Source organism: Streptomyces sp. NPDC005435, from assembly GCF_040703155.1.
Lineage (GTDB): Bacteria > Actinomycetota > Actinomycetes > Streptomycetales > Streptomycetaceae > Streptomyces.
Genome location: NZ_JBEXEQ010000003.1, coordinates 146,566 through 166,390, shown reverse-complemented (window position 1 = coordinate 166,390; position 19,825 = coordinate 146,566). Strand labels below are relative to the sequence as shown.

19 protein-coding genes and 7 tRNA genes are annotated in these 19,825 nt (G+C 72.0%); 12 read left to right on the top strand and 14 right to left on the bottom strand.

Annotated elements, in window-relative coordinates:
- Positions 1-239: 239 nt before the first annotated feature.
- Entirely contained in the window at positions 240-2,438 is a 2,199-nt protein-coding gene (locus AB0898_RS05660; RefSeq protein WP_366801532.1) for an elongation factor G-like protein EF-G2, read from the top strand.
- 215 nt (positions 2,439-2,653) lie between these two features.
- Complete coding sequence (locus AB0898_RS05655; RefSeq protein WP_366801531.1) at positions 2,654-4,300, top strand: hypothetical protein; 1,647 nt, start codon at positions 2,654-2,656, stop codon at positions 4,298-4,300.
- 57 nt (positions 4,301-4,357) lie between these two features.
- On the opposite strand, the gene AB0898_RS05650 is transcribed toward AB0898_RS05655, so the two are convergent.
- Positions 4,358-4,918, bottom strand: a complete 561-nt coding sequence (locus AB0898_RS05650) for an HIT domain-containing protein (protein ID WP_366801530.1) — start codon at positions 4,916-4,918, stop codon at positions 4,358-4,360.
- 67 nt (positions 4,919-4,985) lie between these two features.
- Between AB0898_RS05650 and AB0898_RS05645 the strand changes: the two genes are divergently transcribed.
- Positions 4,986-5,639, top strand: a complete 654-nt coding sequence (locus AB0898_RS05645; RefSeq protein WP_366801529.1) for an ion channel — start codon at positions 4,986-4,988, stop codon at positions 5,637-5,639.
- 32 nt (positions 5,640-5,671) lie between these two features.
- Here AB0898_RS05645 and thrS read toward each other — a convergent pair whose 3' ends face one another.
- From thrS to AB0898_RS05630, 3 genes are all read right to left on the bottom strand, one after another.
- The gene (gene thrS, locus AB0898_RS05640; protein ID WP_366801528.1) at positions 5,672-7,648 is read right to left on the bottom strand and encodes a threonine--tRNA ligase; all 1,977 of its coding nucleotides are present in this window, start codon (positions 7,646-7,648) and stop codon (positions 5,672-5,674) included.
- A gap of 92 nt (positions 7,649-7,740) precedes the next feature.
- A complete protein-coding gene (locus AB0898_RS05635; RefSeq protein ID WP_366801527.1) occupies positions 7,741-8,991 on the bottom strand; it encodes a hypothetical protein in 1,251 nt (416 codons plus the stop codon).
- Complete coding sequence (locus tag AB0898_RS05630; RefSeq protein ID WP_366801526.1) at positions 8,988-9,554, bottom strand: DUF4365 domain-containing protein; 567 nt, start codon at positions 9,552-9,554, stop codon at positions 8,988-8,990. The genes AB0898_RS05635 and AB0898_RS05630 overlap by 4 nt, the downstream gene beginning before the upstream one ends.
- Before the next feature lie 168 nt (positions 9,555-9,722).
- Between AB0898_RS05630 and AB0898_RS05625 the strand changes: the two genes are divergently transcribed.
- On the top strand, positions 9,723-10,448 hold the full coding sequence (locus AB0898_RS05625; protein WP_366801525.1) for a 3'-5' exonuclease: 726 nt from the start codon (positions 9,723-9,725) through the stop codon (positions 10,446-10,448).
- 74 nt (positions 10,449-10,522) lie between these two features.
- Here AB0898_RS05625 and AB0898_RS05620 read toward each other — a convergent pair.
- From AB0898_RS05620 to AB0898_RS05610, 3 genes are all read right to left on the bottom strand, one after another.
- Positions 10,523-10,594 (bottom strand) — tRNA-Val (locus AB0898_RS05620).
- A 485-nt stretch (positions 10,595-11,079) separates the two neighbouring features.
- Positions 11,080-11,151 (bottom strand) — tRNA-Val (locus AB0898_RS05615).
- Positions 11,152-11,199: 48 nt separating this feature from the next.
- On the bottom strand, positions 11,200-11,640 hold the full coding sequence (locus tag AB0898_RS05610; RefSeq protein WP_366801524.1) for a TIGR02611 family protein: 441 nt from the start codon (positions 11,638-11,640) through the stop codon (positions 11,200-11,202).
- A 191-nt stretch (positions 11,641-11,831) separates the two neighbouring features.
- On the opposite strand from AB0898_RS05610, the gene AB0898_RS05605 reads away from it, so the two are divergent.
- Both AB0898_RS05605 and AB0898_RS05600 read left to right on the top strand, forming a co-directional pair.
- A complete protein-coding gene (locus AB0898_RS05605; protein WP_004002642.1) occupies positions 11,832-12,245 on the top strand; it encodes an SsgA family sporulation/cell division regulator in 414 nt (137 codons plus the stop codon).
- Positions 12,246-12,541: 296 nt separating this feature from the next.
- On the top strand, positions 12,542-13,108 hold the full coding sequence (locus AB0898_RS05600; RefSeq protein WP_366801523.1) for a CGNR zinc finger domain-containing protein: 567 nt from the start codon (positions 12,542-12,544) through the stop codon (positions 13,106-13,108).
- An 81-nt stretch (positions 13,109-13,189) separates the two neighbouring features.
- On the opposite strand, the gene AB0898_RS05595 is transcribed toward AB0898_RS05600, so the two are convergent.
- Positions 13,190-13,342, bottom strand: coding sequence for a hypothetical protein (locus AB0898_RS05595; protein WP_199587679.1), 153 nt, complete (start codon positions 13,340-13,342; stop codon positions 13,190-13,192).
- A gap of 164 nt (positions 13,343-13,506) precedes the next feature.
- Entirely contained in the window at positions 13,507-13,944 is a 438-nt protein-coding gene (locus tag AB0898_RS05590; RefSeq protein WP_366801675.1) for a hypothetical protein, read from the bottom strand.
- Positions 13,945-14,151: 207 nt separating this feature from the next.
- Between AB0898_RS05590 and AB0898_RS05585 the strand changes: the two genes are divergently transcribed.
- Complete coding sequence (locus tag AB0898_RS05585; RefSeq protein ID WP_366801522.1) at positions 14,152-14,673, top strand: DsbA family protein; 522 nt, start codon at positions 14,152-14,154, stop codon at positions 14,671-14,673.
- A gap of 291 nt (positions 14,674-14,964) precedes the next feature.
- Here AB0898_RS05585 and AB0898_RS05580 read toward each other — a convergent pair whose 3' ends face one another.
- From AB0898_RS05580 to AB0898_RS05570, 3 genes are all read right to left on the bottom strand, one after another.
- Complete coding sequence (locus AB0898_RS05580) at positions 14,965-15,789, bottom strand: GNAT family N-acetyltransferase (protein WP_366801521.1); 825 nt, start codon at positions 15,787-15,789, stop codon at positions 14,965-14,967.
- A gap of 87 nt (positions 15,790-15,876) precedes the next feature.
- Complete coding sequence (locus AB0898_RS05575; protein WP_366801520.1) at positions 15,877-16,698, bottom strand: aminodeoxychorismate lyase; 822 nt, start codon at positions 16,696-16,698, stop codon at positions 15,877-15,879.
- Positions 16,695-17,720, bottom strand: a complete 1,026-nt coding sequence (locus AB0898_RS05570; RefSeq protein ID WP_366801674.1) for a chorismate-binding protein — start codon at positions 17,718-17,720, stop codon at positions 16,695-16,697. Before AB0898_RS05570 ends, AB0898_RS05575 begins: the two co-directional genes overlap by 4 nt.
- 228 nt (positions 17,721-17,948) lie before the next feature.
- Between AB0898_RS05570 and AB0898_RS05565 the strand changes: the two genes are divergently transcribed.
- The 5 genes from AB0898_RS05565 (at position 17,949) to AB0898_RS05545 (ending at position 18,429) form a co-directional block, all read left to right on the top strand.
- Positions 17,949-18,021 (top strand) — tRNA-Gly (locus AB0898_RS05565).
- Positions 18,022-18,059: 38 nt separating this feature from the next.
- A tRNA-Cys gene (locus AB0898_RS05560) sits at positions 18,060-18,133 on the top strand.
- A 1-nt stretch (position 18,134) separates the two neighbouring features.
- Positions 18,135-18,206 (top strand) — tRNA-Val (locus tag AB0898_RS05555).
- Between the two features lie 26 nt (positions 18,207-18,232).
- Positions 18,233-18,304: transfer RNA gene (locus AB0898_RS05550), tRNA-Val, on the top strand.
- A gap of 53 nt (positions 18,305-18,357) precedes the next feature.
- Positions 18,358-18,429: transfer RNA gene (locus AB0898_RS05545), tRNA-Val, on the top strand.
- Positions 18,430-18,485: 56 nt separating this feature from the next.
- Here the strand turns inward: AB0898_RS05545 and AB0898_RS05540 are convergent.
- Both AB0898_RS05540 and AB0898_RS05535 read right to left on the bottom strand, forming a co-directional pair.
- Entirely contained in the window at positions 18,486-18,773 is a 288-nt protein-coding gene (locus tag AB0898_RS05540) for a zf-TFIIB domain-containing protein (protein ID WP_356103182.1), read from the bottom strand.
- A gap of 125 nt (positions 18,774-18,898) precedes the next feature.
- The gene (locus tag AB0898_RS05535) at positions 18,899-19,807 is read right to left on the bottom strand and encodes an aminoglycoside phosphotransferase family protein (RefSeq protein ID WP_366801519.1); all 909 of its coding nucleotides are present in this window, start codon (positions 19,805-19,807) and stop codon (positions 18,899-18,901) included.
- Between the last annotated feature and the right edge of the window lie 18 nt (positions 19,808-19,825).

Below are 19,825 nucleotides of genomic sequence, written 5' to 3'. Positions count from 1 at the left end.
CCCGCGGCGGGCGGGCACCCTGGGGTTGTGGCCCTGTCGTGATGTTGCGGGGCCACCGCGGGGGCGGTACGGCGGCGGTACGGGGGCGCCGGAACCGCCCGGAGCGGTGTCCGTCGTATGGACGTGGCATGGCCCAGGTGGAAAGCTCGAAGGACCGCGGGCGTCGCAGGAGCCGCCAGTGCACGCGGTGCCGCGTGTCCGCGCCCACAGTGACCTCACCGTCCACGGGAGGCAGGATCATGGGCGAAAAGGCGCAATCACATCCCGGGGCCGCCGGCAGGGCAGTGACGGCCGACCACCCCGAGTCCATACGGAACGTCGTGCTGGTCGGCCACTCCGGAGCGGGCAAGACCACCCTGGTGGAAGCCCTCGCACTCACGACGGGGGCGGTGAACCGGGCCGGCCGCGTGGAGGACGGCGGCACGGTCTCCGACTACGACGACATCGAGCACCGCCAGCAACGCTCGGTGCAGCTCTCGCTGGTCCCGGTCGAATGGGACGGCATCAAGATCAACGTACTCGACACCCCCGGCTACGCCGACTTCGTCGGGGAGCTGAGGGCCGGTCTGCGAGCGGCGGACGCGGCCCTCTTCGTCGTCTCCGCCTCCGACGGCGTGGACGGCTCCACCCGCGCCGTCTGGGAGGAGTGCCAGGCCGTCGGCATGCCCCGCGCGATCGTCGTCACCCACCTGGAATCCGCCCGCGCGGACTTCGAGGAGATGACCCGGCAGTGCGCGGAGGCCTTCGGCGCCGACGACCCCGACGCCGTACTCCCGCTCTACCTCCCGCTGCGCGCCCCCGAGGGCCCCGACGGACACGCGCCCGTGACCGGCCTGGTGGGACTGCTCTCCCGCAAGCTCTTCGACTACTCCACCGGCGAGCGCGTGGCGTCCGAACCCGGCGAGGACCAGCTGCCCGGCATCGAGGAGGCCCGCAACCGGCTCATCGAGGGCATCATCGCCGAGAGCGAGGACGAGACCCTGATGGACCGCTACCTCGGCGGCGAACAGGTCGACGTCAAAACCCTCGTCCAGGATCTCGAACGGGCCGTGGCGCGCGGCACGTTCTTCCCCGTCCTCGCCGCCGCCCCCGCCGCCGACGGCGCCCGCGAGGGCCTCGGCACCGAGGAGCTGCTGGAGCTGATCACCGGCGGCTTCCCCACCCCCTTCGAACACCCGCTGCCCGAGGTCACCACCCTCGACGGCAGGCCCCGCGAACTCCAGCCGTGCGACACCGAGGGCCCCCTGGTCGCCGAGGTGGTCCGCACCTCCTCCGACCCCTACGTCGGCCGCGTCTCCCTGGTCCGCGTCTTCTCCGGCACCCTGCGCCCCGACGACACTGTCCACGTCTCCGGACACGGCATGACCGACCGGGGCCACGAGGACCACGACGTCGACGAACGCATCGGCGCCGTCTCCATGGCCTTCGGCAAACAGCAGCGCCCCGTCCCGCACGGGGTCGCCGGCGACCTGGTCTGCGTGGCCAAGCTGAGCCGCGCCGAGACCGGCGACACGCTCTCCGCCAAGGACGACCCGCTGCTCATGGAGCCCTGGCAGATGCCGGACCCGCTGCTCCCCCTCGCCATCCAGGCCCACAGCAAACCCGACGAGGACAAGCTCTCCCAGGGCCTGGCCCGCCTGGTCGCCGAGGACCCGACCATGCGGCTCGAACAGAACCAGGACACCCACCAGGTCGTCCTGTGGTGCCTGGGCGAGGCCCACGCCGACGTCGCCCTGGAACGGCTGCGCAGCCGCTACGGCGTCCAGGTCGACGTCGTCCCGCACAAGGTGTCGCTGCGCGAGACCTTCGCCGGCAAGGCCGCCGGACGCGGCCGGCACGTCAAGCAGTCCGGCGGCCACGGCCAGTACGCCATCTGCGAGATCGAGGTCGAACCGCTGCCGAACGGCTCCGGCATCGAGTTCGTGGACAAGGTCGTCGGCGGCGCCGTACCCCGGCAGTTCATCCCCTCCGTGGAGAAGGGCGTACGCGCCCAGGCCGCCAAGGGCGTCGCCGCCGGATACCCGCTCGTCGACGTGCGGATCACCCTCCTCGACGGCAAGGCCCACTCGGTCGACTCCTCCGACGCCGCCTTCCAGACCGCCGGCGCCCTCGCCCTGCGCGAGGCCGCCGCCGAGACCCGCATCCACCTCCTGGAACCGGTGGCCGAGGTCACCGTCCTCATCCCGGACGACTACGTCGGCCCCGTCATGAGCGACCTCTCCAGCAGGCGCGGCCGCGTGCTGGGCACCGAACAGATCGGCACCGGACGCACGTTGGTGCGCGCCGAGGTCCCCGAGTTCGAGATCGGGCGCTACGCCATCGACCTGCGCTCCCTCTCCCACGGCACCGCCCGCTTCAGCCGCGCCTACGCCCGGCACGAGCCGATGCCCCCTCAGGTGGCCGACCGCATCCGTGAACAGGCGGGCGACACCCCGTAGTTCACCCGGCGTACGCCGAGCGCACCGGCGGGCGGCTTCGGTCGTCCGCCGGTGCGCTGTCGGTGCCCGCGGCTAGGCTGATCAAGCCGTTCGCGGCGGACCCCGGCACACCGGTGCCCGCACGACGGCCCGTTCAAGATGGCCTGTTCAACAGGTGTGCGAGACACGGAAGTCGGGAAGGCCGCAGGAGCGAGAAGGCGGCGATGGGGGCGGGAATGTCAGTCGGAACGGAGTGGGACGGGCCACAGGTGCCCGTCTCCGGCGACGAGGGCCAGGCGGCGACCTTCGCGCTGGCCTCGGCGGCCTACCGGGACAACGCGATCGAGGACATCAAGAAGACCGACAACGAGTGGCACCAGTCCACCGTCAACGCCGGCCGCGTCCGCCTGTTCCGGCCCAACCTCGGCGAGGCCTTCTCCCGCGCCGTCGTCGACCGGCTCCTCGCCTCCGGCCGCAAACCGCTGATCCAGTCCTTCGGCGCCGAACCCCAGGTGATCGTCGAGCACTGCCTCGCCGCCAACAACATCCGCCGCGACCGCGACAACAAACTCTCCACGATCATGGTCGTCTGCGGCCTGATCTTCCTGCCCGGCCTCATCGCCTGGCTCGTCGTCTTCCAGCTCCGCGCCTTTCTCGCCAAGCGCGACGACAAACGCGCCGGAGCCATCGGCACCGCCCTCCTCGCCGGAGTCGGCCTCCTCGCCGTCCTCTTCCTGCTGAAGCTCCCCTTCAGCGGCTTCTGGGGCTGGTACGCCCGCGCGGCCGTCGTCGCCCCCGTCCTCGGCTGGTACTGGGCCAAGCGCGTCTGCGAGCAGACCGCCGCCGACCTGCGCGCCCGCTGGGACGGCCTGCTCTCCGGCAGCAGCGTCGGCGCCAAGGTCCCCGAGGCCGTACCCCGCAGCCCCGGCGAGACCGCCGCCGAACAGCTCCGCCAGTCCCTGGCCCGGCTCAGCGCCGAACAACGCTCCAACTCCGTCTTCTACGCGGGCCCCAAGGGCATCCTCGGCATGGGCACCCGCTGGGGATCCTGGCAGCTCGCCGAGGACCTGGTGCCCGCCGAGACCGGCCGCGAGATCCACCCCTTCCGCAGCTGGGACGTCATACGCTCCATCCACGACCAGCTCCGGATGCTGGAGCGCGGCCCGCTCAACACCGGCGGCTTCCCCCGCCCGTCGATACGGCACTGGATCGTCACCCCCATCGGCGAGAACGCCAAGGCGGTCTCCCGCCCCGAGGGCACCGACGTCGAGGCCTTCCAGGTCAAGCAGCACGCCATACAGGAGATCTGCAACAAGCAGCAGTTCGGCAGCGGCGACCGCCACTACCTCGGCGTGCAGTGGACCCTCTGGGACGGCCAGCTCGTCATCACCATGATGACCACCGTGACCGTGCTCCACGAGACCCTGCGCATCGAGGTCACCGGCCACGCCCTCGGCCCGGTGAACCCCCTGTTCACCTCGAAGTCCGAGGCGCCCACCAAGACGGTCACCAAGTCCGTCAAGCGCTGGGAGAGCCGCACGGTCAAGCTGCCCCTCGTCGACACCGACGAGGTCGTACGGCTCGCCGTGCGCGCCCCGCTGACCTGGTACCCGCCGCTGCTCAACTGGCTCGGCGGCTCCATCGCCCTGCCCGAACCCTTCGGCCTGCGGCACGCCTGGGCCGACCAGCCCTGGCGCCACCGCTTCATGGCCGACGACGCCCTGCGCGCGGCCACCCCGGTGCTGCGCGTGGTGCACGCCGCCGCGATCAAGGTCCTCAAGGAGAACGGCGTGGACACCGAGAAGTTCGGCGCCCGCTCGTCCTTCCTCAGCGGCCAGGTGCAGGACCCGACGCCGGGGAAGGCCGACCTCTACAACGCGTAGGACCTCCGGAGGCGGGACCTCCGGAGGCGTTCCCGGCGGGGGGGGGCGCGGTCGGCGTCAACTCGCCGGCCAGGCCTCCGCCAGCATCTTCCGCGTGTCCGCGAGCAGCTGCGGCAGCACCTTCGTGTGCCCCACCACCGGCATGAAGTTCGTGTCCCCGCCCCAGCGCGGCACGATGTGCTGATGCAGATGGGCCGCGATACCCGCACCGGCCACCGCGCCCTGGTTCATCCCGATGTTGAACCCGTGCGCCCCGGACGCCGTACGCAGCGCCGTCATCGCCTGCTTGGTCAGCTCCGCCAGCTCGGCCGTCTCCGGGCCGGTCAGATCGGTGTAGTCGGCCACATGCCGGTACGGCACCGTCATCAGATGGCCGCCGTTGTACGGATACAGGTTGAGCACCGCGTACACGTGCTCACCCCGCCGCACGATCAGCCCGTCCTCGTCGGATTTCGCCGGAATCACACAGAACGGGCAGCCGTCGTCCGCACCCGGACCACTCGGCTTGTTCTCACCCTGGATGTAGGCCATCCGGTGGGGCGTCCACAGGCGCTGGAACGCGTCCTGCGTCCCCACTCCGATCTGCTGCTCCGGCTCACTCGTCATGCTAGGCAGCATATGGCTTCGCCCGTTCGCGGCGTGTCGCCGGGGCGGCACGAGGGACCCGAACGGCCAAGCTGACCCGGTGGACCACGACAGCCCCAAGGCACGCTGGGAGCGCCGCGCCGAGATGCCGCTCACCGTGGCCTCGATGACGTTCCTCGGCTGCTACGCCGCCCTCGTCCTCGCCCCCCGCCCCGGCACCCCGTGGGACGACCTCTGGCTTTCCCTGCTCTTCGCCTGCTGGGCGCTCTTCGCCGCCGACTACGCCGTGCGCTGGACCCTCAGCGGCCAGGGCCCCGGCTTCATCCGCGACCACTGGCTGGACACCCTCGTCCTGATCCTGCCCCTGCTGCGCCCGCTGCGCATCGTCCGCGTCTACGAGGCCATGGAGCACCGGCGCGGACTCCCCCGGCTCCCGCTGTACGCGCGCGTGATCGTCTACTCCGGGCTCTCCACCCTGCTCATGGGCTTCACCGGCGCGCTCGCGGTCTACCAGCAGGAGAAGGACGCCCCGGCCTCCCAGATGAAGAACTTCGGCGACGCCGTCTGGTGGGCCTGCTCCACCCTCTCCACCGTCGGCTACGGCGACATCGTCCCGGTCACCACGGGCGGCCGGGTGATCGCCGCCGCGATGATGGCGGGCGGTCTGGCGCTGCTCGGGGCGGTGACGGGGTCGTTCTCGTCGTGGCTGCTGCAGGTGTTCTCGCGGGAAGAGGACGAGCCCCCGAGGAAATAGTCCTCGGGGGCTCGTTCAGGGGCCGATCGGGGTCAGACCTGGACCCGCTCCTCCACAACCTTCGCGATCTTCGCGATGGCGTCGCCGAACGGGATGCCGTTCTCCTGCGAGCCGTCGCGGTAGCGGAAGGAGACCGTGTCCGCGTTCATGTCCTCGTCGCCGACGATGATCATGAAGGGGATCTTCTGGCGCTGGGCGTTGCGGATCTTCTTCTGCATCCGGTCCGAGGAGGAGTCCACCTCGACCCGCAGGCCCTTCTTCTTGGCCTCGGCCGCGAACTTCTCCAGGTACTCGACGTGCCCGTCACCGATCGGGATGCCGACGGCCTGCACGGGGGCGAGCCACGCCGGGAAGGCACCCGCGTAGTGCTCCAGGAGGACGGCGAAGAACCGCTCGATGGAGCCGAACAGCGCGCGGTGGATCATCACCGGCCGCTGCTTGGTGCCGTCGGCCGCCGTGTACTCCAGGTCGAACCGCTCGGGCAGGTTGAAGTCGAGCTGGATGGTCGACATCTGCCAGGTACGGCCGATCGCGTCTCGCGCCTGGACGGAGATCTTCGGGCCGTAGAAGGCGGCACCGCCCGGGTCGGGCACGAGCGGCAGGCCCTGCTTCTCGGCGACCTGGCGCAGCGTCTCGGTGGCCTCTTCCCAGGCGTCGTCCGATCCGACGAACTTTTCCGGGTCCTTGGTGGAGAGCTCCAGGTAGAAGTCGGTCAGACCGTAGTCGCGCAGCAGGCCGAGGACGAAGGTGAGCGTCGTGTCGAGCTCCTCCGCCATCTGCTCACGGGTGCAGTAGATGTGCGCGTCGTCCTGGGTGAAGCCGCGGGCCCGGGTGAGGCCGTGCACGACGCCCGACTTCTCGTACCGGTACACGGTCCCGAACTCGAAGAGGCGCAGCGGCAGTTCACGGTACGAGCGGCCGCGCGCGTCGAAGATCAGGTTGTGCATCGGGCAGTTCATGGGCTTGAGGTAGTAGTCCACGCCCTCGTCGAGCTGCATGGGCGGGTACATGCCGTCGGCGTACCAGTCCAGGTGGCCCGAGGTCTCGAAGAGCTTCCCCTTCGTCGCGTGCGGGGTGTAGACGAACTCGTAGCCCTCTTCCTCGTGGCGGCGCCGCGAGTAGTCCTCCATGGTGCGGCGGATGATGCCGCCCTTGGGGTGGAAGACGGCGAGGCCGGATCCGATCTGCTCCGGGATGGAGAAGAGGTCCAGCTCGTTGCCGAGCTTGCGGTGGTCGCGCTTCTCGGCCTCGGCGAGGAACTCCAGGTGCGCCTTCAGCTCGTCCTTGGACGGCCAGGCGGTACCGTAGATGCGCTGGAGCTGCTTGTTCTTCTCGCTGCCGCGCCAGTAGGCCGAGGCGTTGCGCATCAGCTTGAACGCCGGGATGTTCCGGGTGGAGGGCAGGTGCGGACCCCGGCAGAGGTCCTTCCAGCACAGCTCGCCGGTCTTGGCGTCCAGGTTGTCGTAGATGGTCAGCTCGCCGGCGCCGACCTCGACGTCCGCGCCGTCGTCGGAGGAGGCCGAGCCCTTGAGGCCGATCAGCTCCAGCTTGTACGGCTCGTCCGCGAGCTCCTCGCGGGCGTCCTCGTCGGAGACCACGCGGCGGGAGAACTTCTGGCCCCGCTTCTGGATCTCCTGCATCTTCTTCTCGATGGCCTTGAGGTCATCGGGGTGGAAGGGCTTCTCCACGTCGAAGTCGTAGTAGAAGCCGTCCTTGACCGGCGGGCCGATGCCGAGCTTGGCCTCGGGGAACAGCTCCTGCACGGCCTGGGCCATCACATGCGCGGTGGAGTGGCGCAGGATGTCGAGGCCGTCCTCGGAGGAGATCTCGACGCCCTCGACCTCGTCGCCGTCGGACAGCTCGTGGCTGAGGTCCTTCAGCTCGCCGCCCACGCGCGCGGCGATGATCGAGCGCTCGCCCGCGAAGAGGTCGGCGGCCGTAGTGCCCGTCGTCACCACGCGTTCTTCCCGCTCGGAATCGCGTTGGATGATCACACGGACGTCTGACACCGGTCTCTCCTGACTGAAGTGGGATGCGGCGCCATACCAGGAGCGCGCGCACAAGGGATCGTACCGACCCGCCCCCGTCCACCGCGAAACGGTTACTTTCCGTCCCCTTCGCCGTACGTCTCGCCGCACGCCTCCTCGAAGGAGCCGAGGTTCTCCTGGAGGGACTTCATCAGCCGGTCGCGCTCGGCCTCGTCCACCTGGACGGGGACGACGCCGGTGGCGCCGGTGAGCCTGCGGAAGCCGCCCCGGCGCTCCAGCCTGCCGTGTACGCGCACCGGGAGGCCGACGAGGTGGGCGTAGCCGGCGATGCGGTAGTCCTCCTCGCCGAGGGTGAGGCGCAGATGGGCCACCTCGGCGCCGGTGAGCACCCGGAGCCGTACGGTGCCCGCGCCGCGCGGTCCCGAGCGGCGCAGGCGGACGACGACGCCGGTGACCGCGACGGGCACGGAGGGCTCGGCGCGCAGATAGCGGGCCGCGGCGGCGCGCAGGACGGGCAGGTCGCCGGGTGAGAACTCGACGGGTTCGGCGTGGGCGGCGCAGCCGTCGGGGACGCCGGCGGCCGGCGCCCAGGCGACGGTGACGCGGGCGCCCTCGCTGCCGCGGACGAGGACGGTGAGCGCCTCGGTCAGTTCGCGGCTGACGCCGGCGGCGACGGCGCCGTCGAAGGCGTCGGCGCGGCCGGTGGCGCGCTGGTAGTCGACGGCCTCGCGGGTGGCGTGCAGGGCCTGGTGGAGGCGGACGGCGAGGGGGCGCCCTGCGGGCAGGGGTGCGAAGGCGGTGAGGCGGCGGCCCTCGGCGGCGGGTCCGACGAGCACCTTGTCGAGGAGGGCCGCGGCGGCGCCCCGGTGGCGGGCGCCGTGGTAGCCGGCCGGGGCGCGGGTGGCGAGGGCGGCGGCGAGGAGGGTGCGGCGGGCGGCGGTGCGCAGGTGTTCGTCGGCGGTCCAGGGGGTGGCTCCGGCGGGGCCGCAGGGGGTGTCGCGCTGCCAGCGGATCTCGTCGCTGGGGACGGCGAGGGCGATGAGCACCTCGCGGGCGGTGGGGGCGGTGCTGCGGGCGAGGGCGTCCAGGGCTTCGCCGAGGAGGTCGTCGCTGTCGGGGAAGGCGCGGTTCTCGGGCACGAGGAGGCTGGTGCCGGGTCCTGCCGGGGCGGGCGGGGTCCAGCGGCCGTAGCGTCCGGTGGCGCCGCCGCGTCGTTGCCAGCCGTGGCGGTGCAGGAGCGTGGTGAGGGCGGCGGGGTCGACGCGGGCGGGGTCGGGGGTCTCGTGCCAGGGGAGCTGGTCGGGGTGGGCGCGCGGGTGGTGGACGGTGGTGTCGTCGCCGGAGTCGTCGGAGCGGCTTCTCATGGTCTGCCTCCCGTCCCGACGCGCGTCATGATCTCGCAGAGCGCGCGGTCGTCGAAGATGCGGGTGACCGGGACGCGCACGGTGGTGCGGTGGCGTCCGGTGACGGGGTGTCCGGCGAGGTTGACCCAGTAGCAGCAGTGGCGGAGGTCGAGCCGGTCGTGTCCGGCGCGCAGCCAGTCCTCCTGGGCGCGCGGGACGATCATGACGACGAGGATCTTGTGCACCGAGACGGGGGTGCGGGCGAGCTTGCGCAGATGGTCGTTGTCGAGCGTGAAGGAGAAGGTGGGCCCCGGCGGGTGGGGGGCGATCTGGTAGGTGCACTTGAGCTGCACCTTGATCGTCACTTCGTCGTCGACGGTGTGGCCAGGTGCGCTGTGGCTGACGTGCCAGTCGATGCCGTTGTCCGGGAAGGGCTGGGACAGGGAGCAGCCCGCGGCGGCGGCGACCGCGTGCAGATAGCCGACCTGCAGCGTCTCCATGCAGGCGGTGGTGGCGAGTGTGCCGCGAACCAGTCCCGTGCGTTCGGGCAGCAGCCCGCCCCGCTCGGGCTGCGCAATGGCCATGACCAACAGCCTTCCCAGCCAAGGGTTTCCCCGTCGCGGGCCGCTGAACTGCAAAGACCCGTACTCCTGTTGTCTCCGTCCGGCGTACGGCGCAAACAGCCCGGGTATCACCAAACGGGCAGAAGACGGCATGTCATCTGTCGTGGGTGAACGAGGAGTTGGGTTGGGATGACTTGCTGGTACGAAGGGGCCCTGGCCGCCTTCGACACGGAGACGACGGGTGTGGACGTCGAGGGCGACCGGATCGTGTCGGCCGCCGTCGTGGTGCAGGACGCGCCGGGTACGCGGCCCCGGGTGAGCCGGTGGCTGGTGAACCCGGGGGTGCCGGTGCCCGAGGAGGCGACGGCGGTGCACGGGCTGACGGAGGAACACCTCCAGCACAACGGCCGCTGGCCGGCGCCGGTGATGTACGAGATAGCCCAGCAGCTGGCGGAGCACACGGCGATGGGGCGGCCGTTGGTGGTGATGAACGCGCCGTTCGATCTGACACTGCTGGACCGGGAGTTGCGGCGGCACCGGGCGTCGTCGCTGGACCGCTGGTTCGAGGGGGCGCCGCTGCGGGTGCTGGATCCGCGGGTCCTGGACAAGCAGCTGGACCGCTACCGCAAGGGCCGCCGCACGCTGACGGATCTGTGCGAGCACTACGGCGTGGCCCTGAACGACGCGCACGACGCGGCGGCGGACGCGCTGGCGGCGCTGGACGTCGTGCGGGCGGTGGGGCGGCGCTTCTCGGCGCGCCTTGAGCGGTTGTCCCCTGCGGAGCTGCACGCGTTGCAGGTGGGCTGGCACGCGGCGCAGGCGCGGGGCCTGCAGGCGTGGTTCGCGCGCAGTGGTTCGCCGGAGACGGTGAGCACGGAGTGGCCGTTGCGGGCCGAGCTGTCGGCGGCGGCGTAGCGGGTGGGGGCGGTTCCGCGTGGGCGTACGACGACGGCCCACCTGCTGGTAGGCAGATGGGCCGTCGGTCCGGGTGGGCGATACTGGGTTCGAACCAGTGACCTCTTCGGTGTGAACGAAGCGCTCTTCCGCTGAGCTAATCGCCCGGGAACGCACTGAACAATACAGGTCTCGGCGGGGTTCCTCCAAACCGCCTCGGAACGGTGCGCGGGCCGGGGGTGCCGAGGTGTGTCCGGGTGCCGGTGGCGGAGGTCGTGGGCGGGGTGCCGGGCGCACCCCGCGCGGTGTGCTCCTGGTGCGCTCCCGGTGTGTGCGGCATTGCGCGTGCGCTTCCCATGAAGTGACTTGTACTCATATGACCTGTCGGAACACAGGACTTGAGGATTCCGGAATTCCGGGTGGGGCTGCGGGGTGCCGTGGAAATGCGGGTGCAATGGGAATTGCGGGGGCGGTCGCGCAATAGGGTCCGGGGGTATTTCCGGCGACGGCCTGAATGGGGTGGTTCGGCGCGCGCGGGGCGGTCCGTCCGGAAGTCGGTCTTGACGGGTGTCCGCGGGGAGCGGCGGGCGCGGAGCGTAGCGCATATGCCGACGGCCCGCCTGCTGGCAAGCAGGCGGGCCGTCGGTCCGGGTGGGCGATACTGGGTTCGAACCAGTGACCTCTTCGGTGTGAACGAAGCGCTCTTCCGCTGAGCTAATCGCCCGGGTGCAGAGAGAACATTACCGCATGTCAGGGGGTGGTTCCGACCGCCCTAGATCTTCCAGGGCGCCACGAAGCCGAACTTCCAGACGTAGATCCCGGTGAGCACGCCGATGATCACCAGGCCGATGACGGTCAGGGTGATGTTGCGGCGGCGGACGCGGGGATCGAGGGCACGCTGTGTCGCGGCGGTGACCTTGCGCTTCGTCCAGCGCAGGACGAGCTGGGCCCAGACGAACTCGGTGGCCCAGATCATCATGCCGCCGAAGATCACGGCCCAGCCGGGGCCGGGCAGCGGGAGCATGACGACGCCGGCGGCGACGACCGCGAGGCCGACGAGGAAGACGCCGACCTGCCAGCTCACGTGGAGGGCGCGGCGGCGCTTGATGAACGAGGGTGCGCGGGAGCCGAGGCCCTGCCCGGACCCGTCCTCGTCCGCCCCCGTCTTGTCCGTCACGACAACCTCACCCGGATCGTCACTCCCCGTATTCATACCGTCGAACCCTACCCGAGTGTTTCCAGTCACCGGAATGGTGGCAGATGTCGCACAAGTTCTCGGCCGGAAGAGGTACGGAAACTCATGCAAAACCCCCAGAGGGGTTTACAACGGCACCGTAGGTGGCATGTCGATTTCGCCGACGTGCGAATCCCCGAGCGCACACTGAGCGAAAGGCCCTGGCGCTTATGAACACCACGGTCAGCTGCGAGCTGCACCTGCGCCTCGTTGTGTCGAGCGAGTCCTCCCTGCCTGTCCCCGCAGGCCTGCGGTACGACACGGCCGACCCCTACGCCGTGCACGCCACCTTCCACACCGGAGCCGAGGAGACCGTCGAGTGGGTGTTCGCCCGCGACCTCCTCGCCGAGGGGCTGCACCGGCCCACCGGCACCGGCGACGTCCGCGTCTGGCCATCGCGAAGTCATGGCCAGGGCGTCGTGTGCATCGCCCTCAGTTCTCCCGAGGGTGAGGCTCTGCTGGAGGCCCCCGCACGGGCCCTGGAGTCCTTCCTGAAGCGGACCGACGCCGCCGTGCCGCCCGGCACGGAGCACCGGCACTTCGATCTGGATCAGGAGCTCTCCCACATCCTGGCGGAGAGCTAGACCGCCGCCCGTCCAAGACGCCCGGCGCCGTCCACTCGGGGAGACGGCTCGGGCCCGCATCGCCGTATACCGGCAGGCTGGGCGCCGTCACCGTGCACACGCGCGGTGACGGCGCCCAGCCGTGTCCGCACGCCCCCCGCCCCCGCGTCCGTCCGCCCCGGCCGGGAACCCGGACGGCGCGCGGGGCGTTGCCCGGGCAGTCACCCGGGGCGGGCCCGGTGCGGCGGCCTCGGTTGTCGCTACCATCGGCCAGCATCGGCGGGCGTCCGCCCGACCCCCAGGCCAGGGAGCGAAACGTGCTGATCACCCACGACACCCGGTGCGCCCTCGACACCGTGGTGGATCTGGTGAACACCGCGCCGGAGGACGACACGGCGGCGGACGGGCTGCCGGACGTCGAGGCGCTCACCGTGTTCGTGCGCGGCCACGCGGTCAGTGACGTGGGGGTGCTGTCCGAGTTCGACCTGTCGGCGGTGCGCCGGGTGCGGAGCCGGTTCGCGAGGATCTTCGCGGCACCGGACGCGCGGGCGGCCGCGGGGCTGATCAACGAGCTGGTCGCCTCGGCGGGCACCACTCCGCGCCTGACGGACCACGACGGCTACGACTGGCATGTGCACTACTTCGCCCCCGGGGCGTCGCTGGCCGACCATCTCGCCGCCGACTGCGGGATGGCGCTCGCCTTCTTCGTGGTGGCCGGGGAGCAGGAGCGGCTGCGGCGCTGCGAGGCTCCGGACTGCCGGCGCGCCTTCGTGGATCTGTCCCGCAATCGCTCGCGCCGCTACTGCGACAGCCGCACCTGCGGGAACCGGCTGCACGTGGCCGCGTACCGCGCGCGGCGCAAGGAGTCGGAGTCGGCGGGCTGAGACGGCGGGCGCCCGCGGGGCCGGCGGGGCTTCGGGTCGACGCCGGTCCCGGCGGGTGACGCCGGGACGGACGCGTACGGCTCACAGCAGCAGCAGGTCGTGCAGCGCCGCCATGAGGATCAGACACCCGATCACCGCTAGGAAGATCATCAGCGGTGGCTGGGAAAGGGCGAAGAGGCACCCGCGCGGCTCGTCCTCCTGCGGCGGGGCCTCGCTCTGTGTCGTATCGACCATCTCGCCGGTGATGATGGACCACGGGGCGCCCTGTACGCGATCAACACACCTGTAAAGCGCGGGAGTCTGCGAAATTCGCACCGATTCGTTCGGCTCGCTCCGGGTCGTGAACGTTTTCGGACGTACCGGGGCGACCTGTGACGCCTCGCTCCATCAGGGCCGGGTCATATGCCGTGCTTCTTGAGGATGGCCTCGATGTCGCTGAAGTCGTCGCCGGCACCGGCACCGGCGGACGGGGCGGCGGGGCGGTCCGCGCGCTTACCGCCCCGGCCGAGGGACGGCGCCGAGGCGGCGGGCGCCACGGGGTCGGCCTCCGCGCCCCGTATCGCGCCCTTCCCGGCACGGCCGCGCCTGCGCTCGACCGCGCGGGTGAGCAGGAAGAGCACCGCGGACAGCGCCAGCACACCGAAACCCGCCCAGGCGAGGGGGCTGAAGGCCGTGCGGGCGAGCCAGCCCACGACGCCGGTCATCACCAGGCCGACCGGCACCAGCGAGTAGGCCGTGACGCGCAGGGCGGTCAGGAAGCGCTTGCGGTAGGCCGTGACCGCGGCGATGCCCAGGCCCGCGGCGGAGACGGCGGAACAGATGGTCTCGGCAAGCATCCGGTCCTCCAGACGGGTCCGGCCGGCGGGGCGCCGACGCGACGACGACACGAGGCGCACGGTGCGCTTCGTCCCTTCCATCCTGCACCGCCCCCGCCCCGCGATGCCATGCCCCGGCCCGCACATCAGGGAGATCTCGGGGTCGGGACCGGAGATCTCTCGGGGTGACGGGGAGCGCCGAGGTCAGGGCCTGGAAGACTGGGGCACATGAACGACTCCTCCCCCGCACGCGTCGAGCCCGTCGTCCTCGATGTGTGGTGTGAACTTCAGTGCCCCGACTGCCGTACCGCCCTGGACGACGTCCGCGCCCTGCGCGCCCGCTACGGTGACCGGCTCGACGTGCGGCTGCGGCACTTCCCGCTGGAGAAGCACAAGCACGCCTTCGCCGCCGCACAGGCCGCCGAGGAGGCCGCGGAGCAGGGGCAGGGCTGGCCGTACGTCGAGGCCGTGCTCGGGCGGGTCGAGGAGCTGGAGCGCGGGGGCGAGAAGCTGCTGATCGAGGTCGCCCGTGAACTCGGCCTGGACGCCGAGGAGTTCGACACCGCGCTGATCGACGGCCGGCACATCCTGATCGTGGACGCCGACCAGGCCGAGGGCAAGGCGATCGGTGTCACCGGCACCCCCACCTATGTCATCGGCGGCGAGCGCCTGGACGGCGGCAAGAGCCAGGAGGGGCTGCGCGGGCGCATCGAGGAGATCGCGGACCGGCTGCTGACCGAGCGGGCCTGAGCCGACACCTCCCCCCGCCGGGCGCCGGAGACCGGATCACGCCCCCGGCCCGCGCCCGGCCCGGCCCGCTCCACGCCCGGGCCGCCCCCGCTCCGCGCCTGGCCTCGCCCGCTCCACGCCCGGTCCAGGCGGCCCCCGCTCCACGCCCGGCCCCGCCCGGCCTCGCTCCACGCCCGGTCCGCGCCGCTCTCGCGCCGCCCTCGCTCCGCGCCCGGCCCGCGCCCGCGCCGCGCCCGGCCGCCCCGCCCCCGGTCCCGCCCCCGGCCGCCCAGGAACGCCACCCGCCCCCCCCTAAAGCAGCGGCTTGGCGAAGGAGCGTTCCGTCGTCTCGTAGCCGAGCGACTCGTACAGCCGCTCGGCGGGGACGTTGTCCGCGAACACGTTGAGTCCGAGGCGGGTGCGGCCCGCGCCGATCGCCTGGCGCTCCGCCAGCAGCATGAGCGTGCGGCCGTGCCCCCGGCCCCGGTGGGCGGCGGCGGTCTCGACCTCGTAGACGTACGCGCCGGAGTCCGTCAGGGCCACCCACAGGAGGCCGACCCGCGTGCCCTCGTGCTCCAGGACGCTGAAGAGCATGCCCTCGGTCTCCGGGCCGCGCGGGAGCAGCGTCTCGTGGTCCCGGTGGGCCTTGGCGCGGGCGGCGGCCTCGGGGACGCCGCGCTTGATCCAGTCGCGGGCGTAGTCCTCGCGCGCGTACTCCTGCCACGTGTCGTACTCGGCCGGGGTCATCGGCCGTACGTGGCTGCCCGGCGGCAGTCCGGGCGGGGTGTCCCCCAGGCTCTTGGCCATCCTGCGGTTGCGCGGCGCGTAGCCGAGGACGGTGGCGAGCCGCAGCGCCGCCTCCGCCCCGGCCGGGACCGCGGCCTCGATCTGGACGCACCCCCACCCGCGCGCCACCTCCTCGGCCGCGAGCGCGGCCACCGTGGCCCGGCCGCGCCGCCGGTCGGGCTCGTCCACGCGCAGCTCGGCGATGCGGGCGACCGAGGCGCCGAGGGACGGGGAGGTGCCGAGGTGGATCTCGCCGACGTGACGTCCGTTCACGCACACCTCGTAGCGGCGTGAACAAGTTCCGTCGGCGTGCTGCTGAAGCGGCTCGGCCGGCCGCAGGGTGGTGGTCATCACCGGAGTTCTACCCGCTCCGGGGCGTCGGTTCAGCTGTATTTCCCGACCGGTTCCCCCGGACCCGCGCCGACTCCCTTGTTCCGCTCAGGGGTTGAGGTCCTGCCGGGACCGCTCCTCGAAGATCCGCATCGCCTTGGCGGTCACGGGGCCCGGGGCGCCGGGCAGTTCGCGGCCGTCGACGCGGTGCACGGCCTGTACGTCGCGCAGGGTGGAGGTCAGGAAGATCTCCTCGGCGCGCTCCAGGACGTCCAGCGGGAGGTCGGTCTCCTTGGCGCCGGTCCACTCCACGGTGAGGGCGCGGGTGATGCCCGCGAGGCAGCCGGAGGCGACCGGCGGGGTGTGGAGCTCGCCGTCGAGGACGACGAAGACGTTGGAGCCGGTGCCCTCGCAGAGCTGTCCGACCGTGTTGGCGAACAGCGCCTCGGACGCGCCCTGTTCGTGGGCGCGGGCGAGGGCGACGACGTTCTCGGCGTACGAGGTGGTCTTCAGGCCGGTGAGCGCGCCGCGTTCGTTGCGGGTCCAGGGGACGGTGATCACGGCGGTGGAGTCGGGGCGGCGGGTGGTCTCGCCGAGGGCGACGAGCAGGGTGGGGCCGTGCTCGCCCCGGTCGGAGCCGAGGGGGCCGTGGCCGCCGGTGTAGGTGATGCGCAGCCGGCCGAGCGGCATGGGGTTGGCCTGGAGGACGGCCTCGCAGGCGCGGTGCAGCTCGTCGTGGTCGGGGTCGGGCAGGCCGAGGCCGCGGGCCGAGCGGGTGAGCCGGTCGAGGTGGCGGGTGAGCGCGAAGGGGCGTCCGTCGACCGCCTTGACGGTCTCGAAGATGCCGTCGCCCACGGTGAGCCCGTGGTCGAAGACCGAGACGCGCGCGGACTCGGCGTCACGCAGTTCGCCGTCCAGCCAGATCCTCATGTGAGTGCCTCTCCACTTTCCTGGTACTCCCCCGACGCTATCGCGAGCAGCCGGGACGCCTTCAGTTCCGTCTCGCGCCACTCCCCCTCGGGGTCGGACCCCCAGGTGATGCCGGCGCCCGCGCCGAAGCGGAGTTCCCCGGCGGCCCGGTCGATCCAGAAGGTGCGGATGCCGACGGCCAGCCCGGCGGTGCCCCGGTCGGCGTCGACCCAGCCGACGGCGCCGCAGTAGGGGCCGCGCGGGGCGGGCTCCAGGGCCTCGATGATCCGCAGGGCGCTCGTCTTGGGGGCGCCGGTGACCGAGCCGGGCGGGAAGGCGGCGGTGAGCAGCTCGGGCCAGCCCGCGCCGGGGCGCAGTTCGCCCCGGACGGTGGAGACCAGGTGGACGAGCCCCGGGTGCTTCTCCACCGCGCACAGGTCGGGGACGGTGACGCTGCCGGTGGCGCAGACGCGGCCGATGTCGTTGCGGACCAGGTCCACGATCATCACGTTCTCGGCGTAGTCCTTCTCCAGGAGGTCGGCCTCGGTGCGGCCTGTGCCCTTGATGGGGCCGGACTCGACGGTGTGCCCGGCGCGGCGCAGGAACAGCTCGGGCGAGGCGGTGGCTATCTCCACCCCGTGCTCCGGGAGCCGGACCGTTCCTCCGTAGGGGGCGGGGTTGCCCCGGGCCAGAAGGGCGGTGAGGGCGTCCACGTCGGCGCCGGGGGCGACGGGCGCGCTGAGGACGCGGCAGAGGTTGGCCTGGTAGACCTCGCCGGCCGCGATGTGTTCCCGGATGCGGCGTACGGCGGCGGTGTACGCGGCGCGGTCGAGGGAGGAGGTCCAGGCGTCCCGCGCGGGTCCGCGCCAGGCGCCGGGGCGCGGGGCGGGCACCGGCTCCTCCCGTACGTGCGCGAAGCGGGCGCAGGTCAGGCCGCCCTCGAAGTCCGCGACGACGGCCCAGAAGCCCTCGGAGTCCAGCGCGGCCGGGTCGCCGGTGACGTCCAGCAGGCCGGTGGCGACGCGGTCGCCGAAGCGGGCCATAGGGGGGAGAACGGGAGGAAGGTGAGGCACGTGGCCGAGTCTAGGCGGGGCCCCCGGGGGCGGTCCGGGGCTGGTCCGGCGATGCCCGCGAGGCCCTCCGGGAGGACCGTGACCATGCCGTTCGCGAGGTGCACCGCAGCACGCTGCGCAAACGCGTTTTTGTCCTGGCCGAGGAATCCGCTAAAGTTCAACACGTCGCCGGGACGCGGAAGCGGACCGAAACGACAAGCGGACGTAGCTCAGTTGGTAGAGCGCAACCTTGCCAAGGTTGAGGTCGCGAGTTCGAGCCTCGTCGTCCGCTCGCTGGAAACAGGGGTCATCCCGATCCCCTACACTCCTGGTGGAGTGGCCGAGAGGCGAGGCAACGGCCTGCAAAGCCGTCTACACGGGTTCAAATCCCGTCTCCACCTCCAAGGACGATTAGCTCAGCGGGAGAGCGCTTCCCTGACACGGAAGAGGTCACTGGTTCAATCCCAGTATCGTCCACTGGATCTTCTCGGAGATCCGATCCCGCGCGATTAGCTCAGCGGGAGAGCGCTTCCCTGACACGGAAGAGGTCACTGGTTCAATCCCAGTATCGCGCACGCAGTGCCCACGGTCCGCTCCATGGAGTGACATCGAGTGATCGTGGTCCCGAGGACGATTAGCTCAGCGGGAGAGCGCTTCCCTGACACGGAAGAGGTCACTGGTTCAATCCCAGTATCGTCCACACACCGGAAAAGCCCCGGCCGTCTCGTACGGCCGGGGCTTTTCGCTGCTCTCGGCTCAGCTGGAGAACAGCATGTGGCCGAAGCTCTTGTGGCGGTGGTGGCCGCCGTAGTGACCGCCGTGGCCGCCATGGCCGCCGCCGTGCGGGGCGCCCCAGGCGGGGGCGGGCGGGGCGGCCGGGTACGCCTGCGGGGCGGGGGGCTGCGCCCACTGGGACTCCACGCGGGTCAGCGCCTCCAGCTCGCCGTAGTCCAGGAAGATGCCGCGGCAGCCGTCGCACTGCTCGATCTGGATGCCGTTGCGGTTGTAGGTGCGCATGGGCGCGTGACACTTCGGGCACTGCATCGTCGGCTCAACTCCTCGCCGTAGGGTCCTGCTTGGTGTTTCCCCAGGACAGACTCCGTCCTGCCCCGGCCGGTTGCACCCTATTCCGGGAAATCCCGGCTCAACCGGCCGGGGTCCGGCGACCGTTACGGGTGGGCGGTCATGCGGGCGCAGGCGTCCACCACGGCCTGCTCGACCTCGTCCGGTGAACGGCCCGCGGCCAGCGCCTTGCTGAGCGCCAGGGCGGCGGTCTGCACGGTGAGGGCGCGGGCGGGTACGTCCAGTACGGGCCAGGGGTCGCCCTCGGGCGGTACGGCGGGGCCGCCGGCCGCGCGGTACGCCTCCAGGAAGCGGGTCCACTCCTCGGGCGGCAGCAGCCCGCAGGCGTACCAGGCGGCGGGCCGGGCGAGGTCCCAGGCCGGGACGCCGGCCCCGAGGTCGTCCACGTCGATCAGGCGCCAGGGGCCGTCGGGCGCGGGATGCCGGACGAGCTGGCCGAGATGCAGATCGCCGTGGCAGAGGGCGGGTGCGCCGGGCGCGGGGTCCTCGCCTCGGGCCCAGCCGGGCAGCGCGGCCCAGGCCCGCAGCACCGGGGCCGCGTCGGGGCAGGGGGTGGCTTTGAGGGCCTTCTCCAGCCTGGATGTCGCGGCGGCCGCCTTGTCCGGTCCGCGCATCGGGGGCAGCGAGGTGTCCAGGGGCGTGCGGTGGAGCCGGGCGAGGAGGGTGGCGGCGGCTTCCCAGGGGGCGGCGTCGGGGTCGTCGCGGTCGACGGGGGTGCCGTGGGGCCAGTACGTGACGAGACGGCCGTCCACGGCTTCGGGGGTGCCGCCGAGCGGGGCGAGCAGAACGTCCGGGAGAGCGGCGGCCACCGCCAGGCGCCGGGCGAGCGCGTCGGGGTCGGTACCGGGGGCATGGGCCTTCGCGACGGTGTCGCCGTGCCGGACGACGGTGGCGTCGGGCCGGTCGGCGAGGAGCCCGGTGGGGCAGGGGCAGGGGGTCGCCGTGCCGGGGTGGACGGTGGCGGCGAGATGGACGGTCAGGGCGTCTGGGGTCACGGGGGCCTCGGGGCGGGG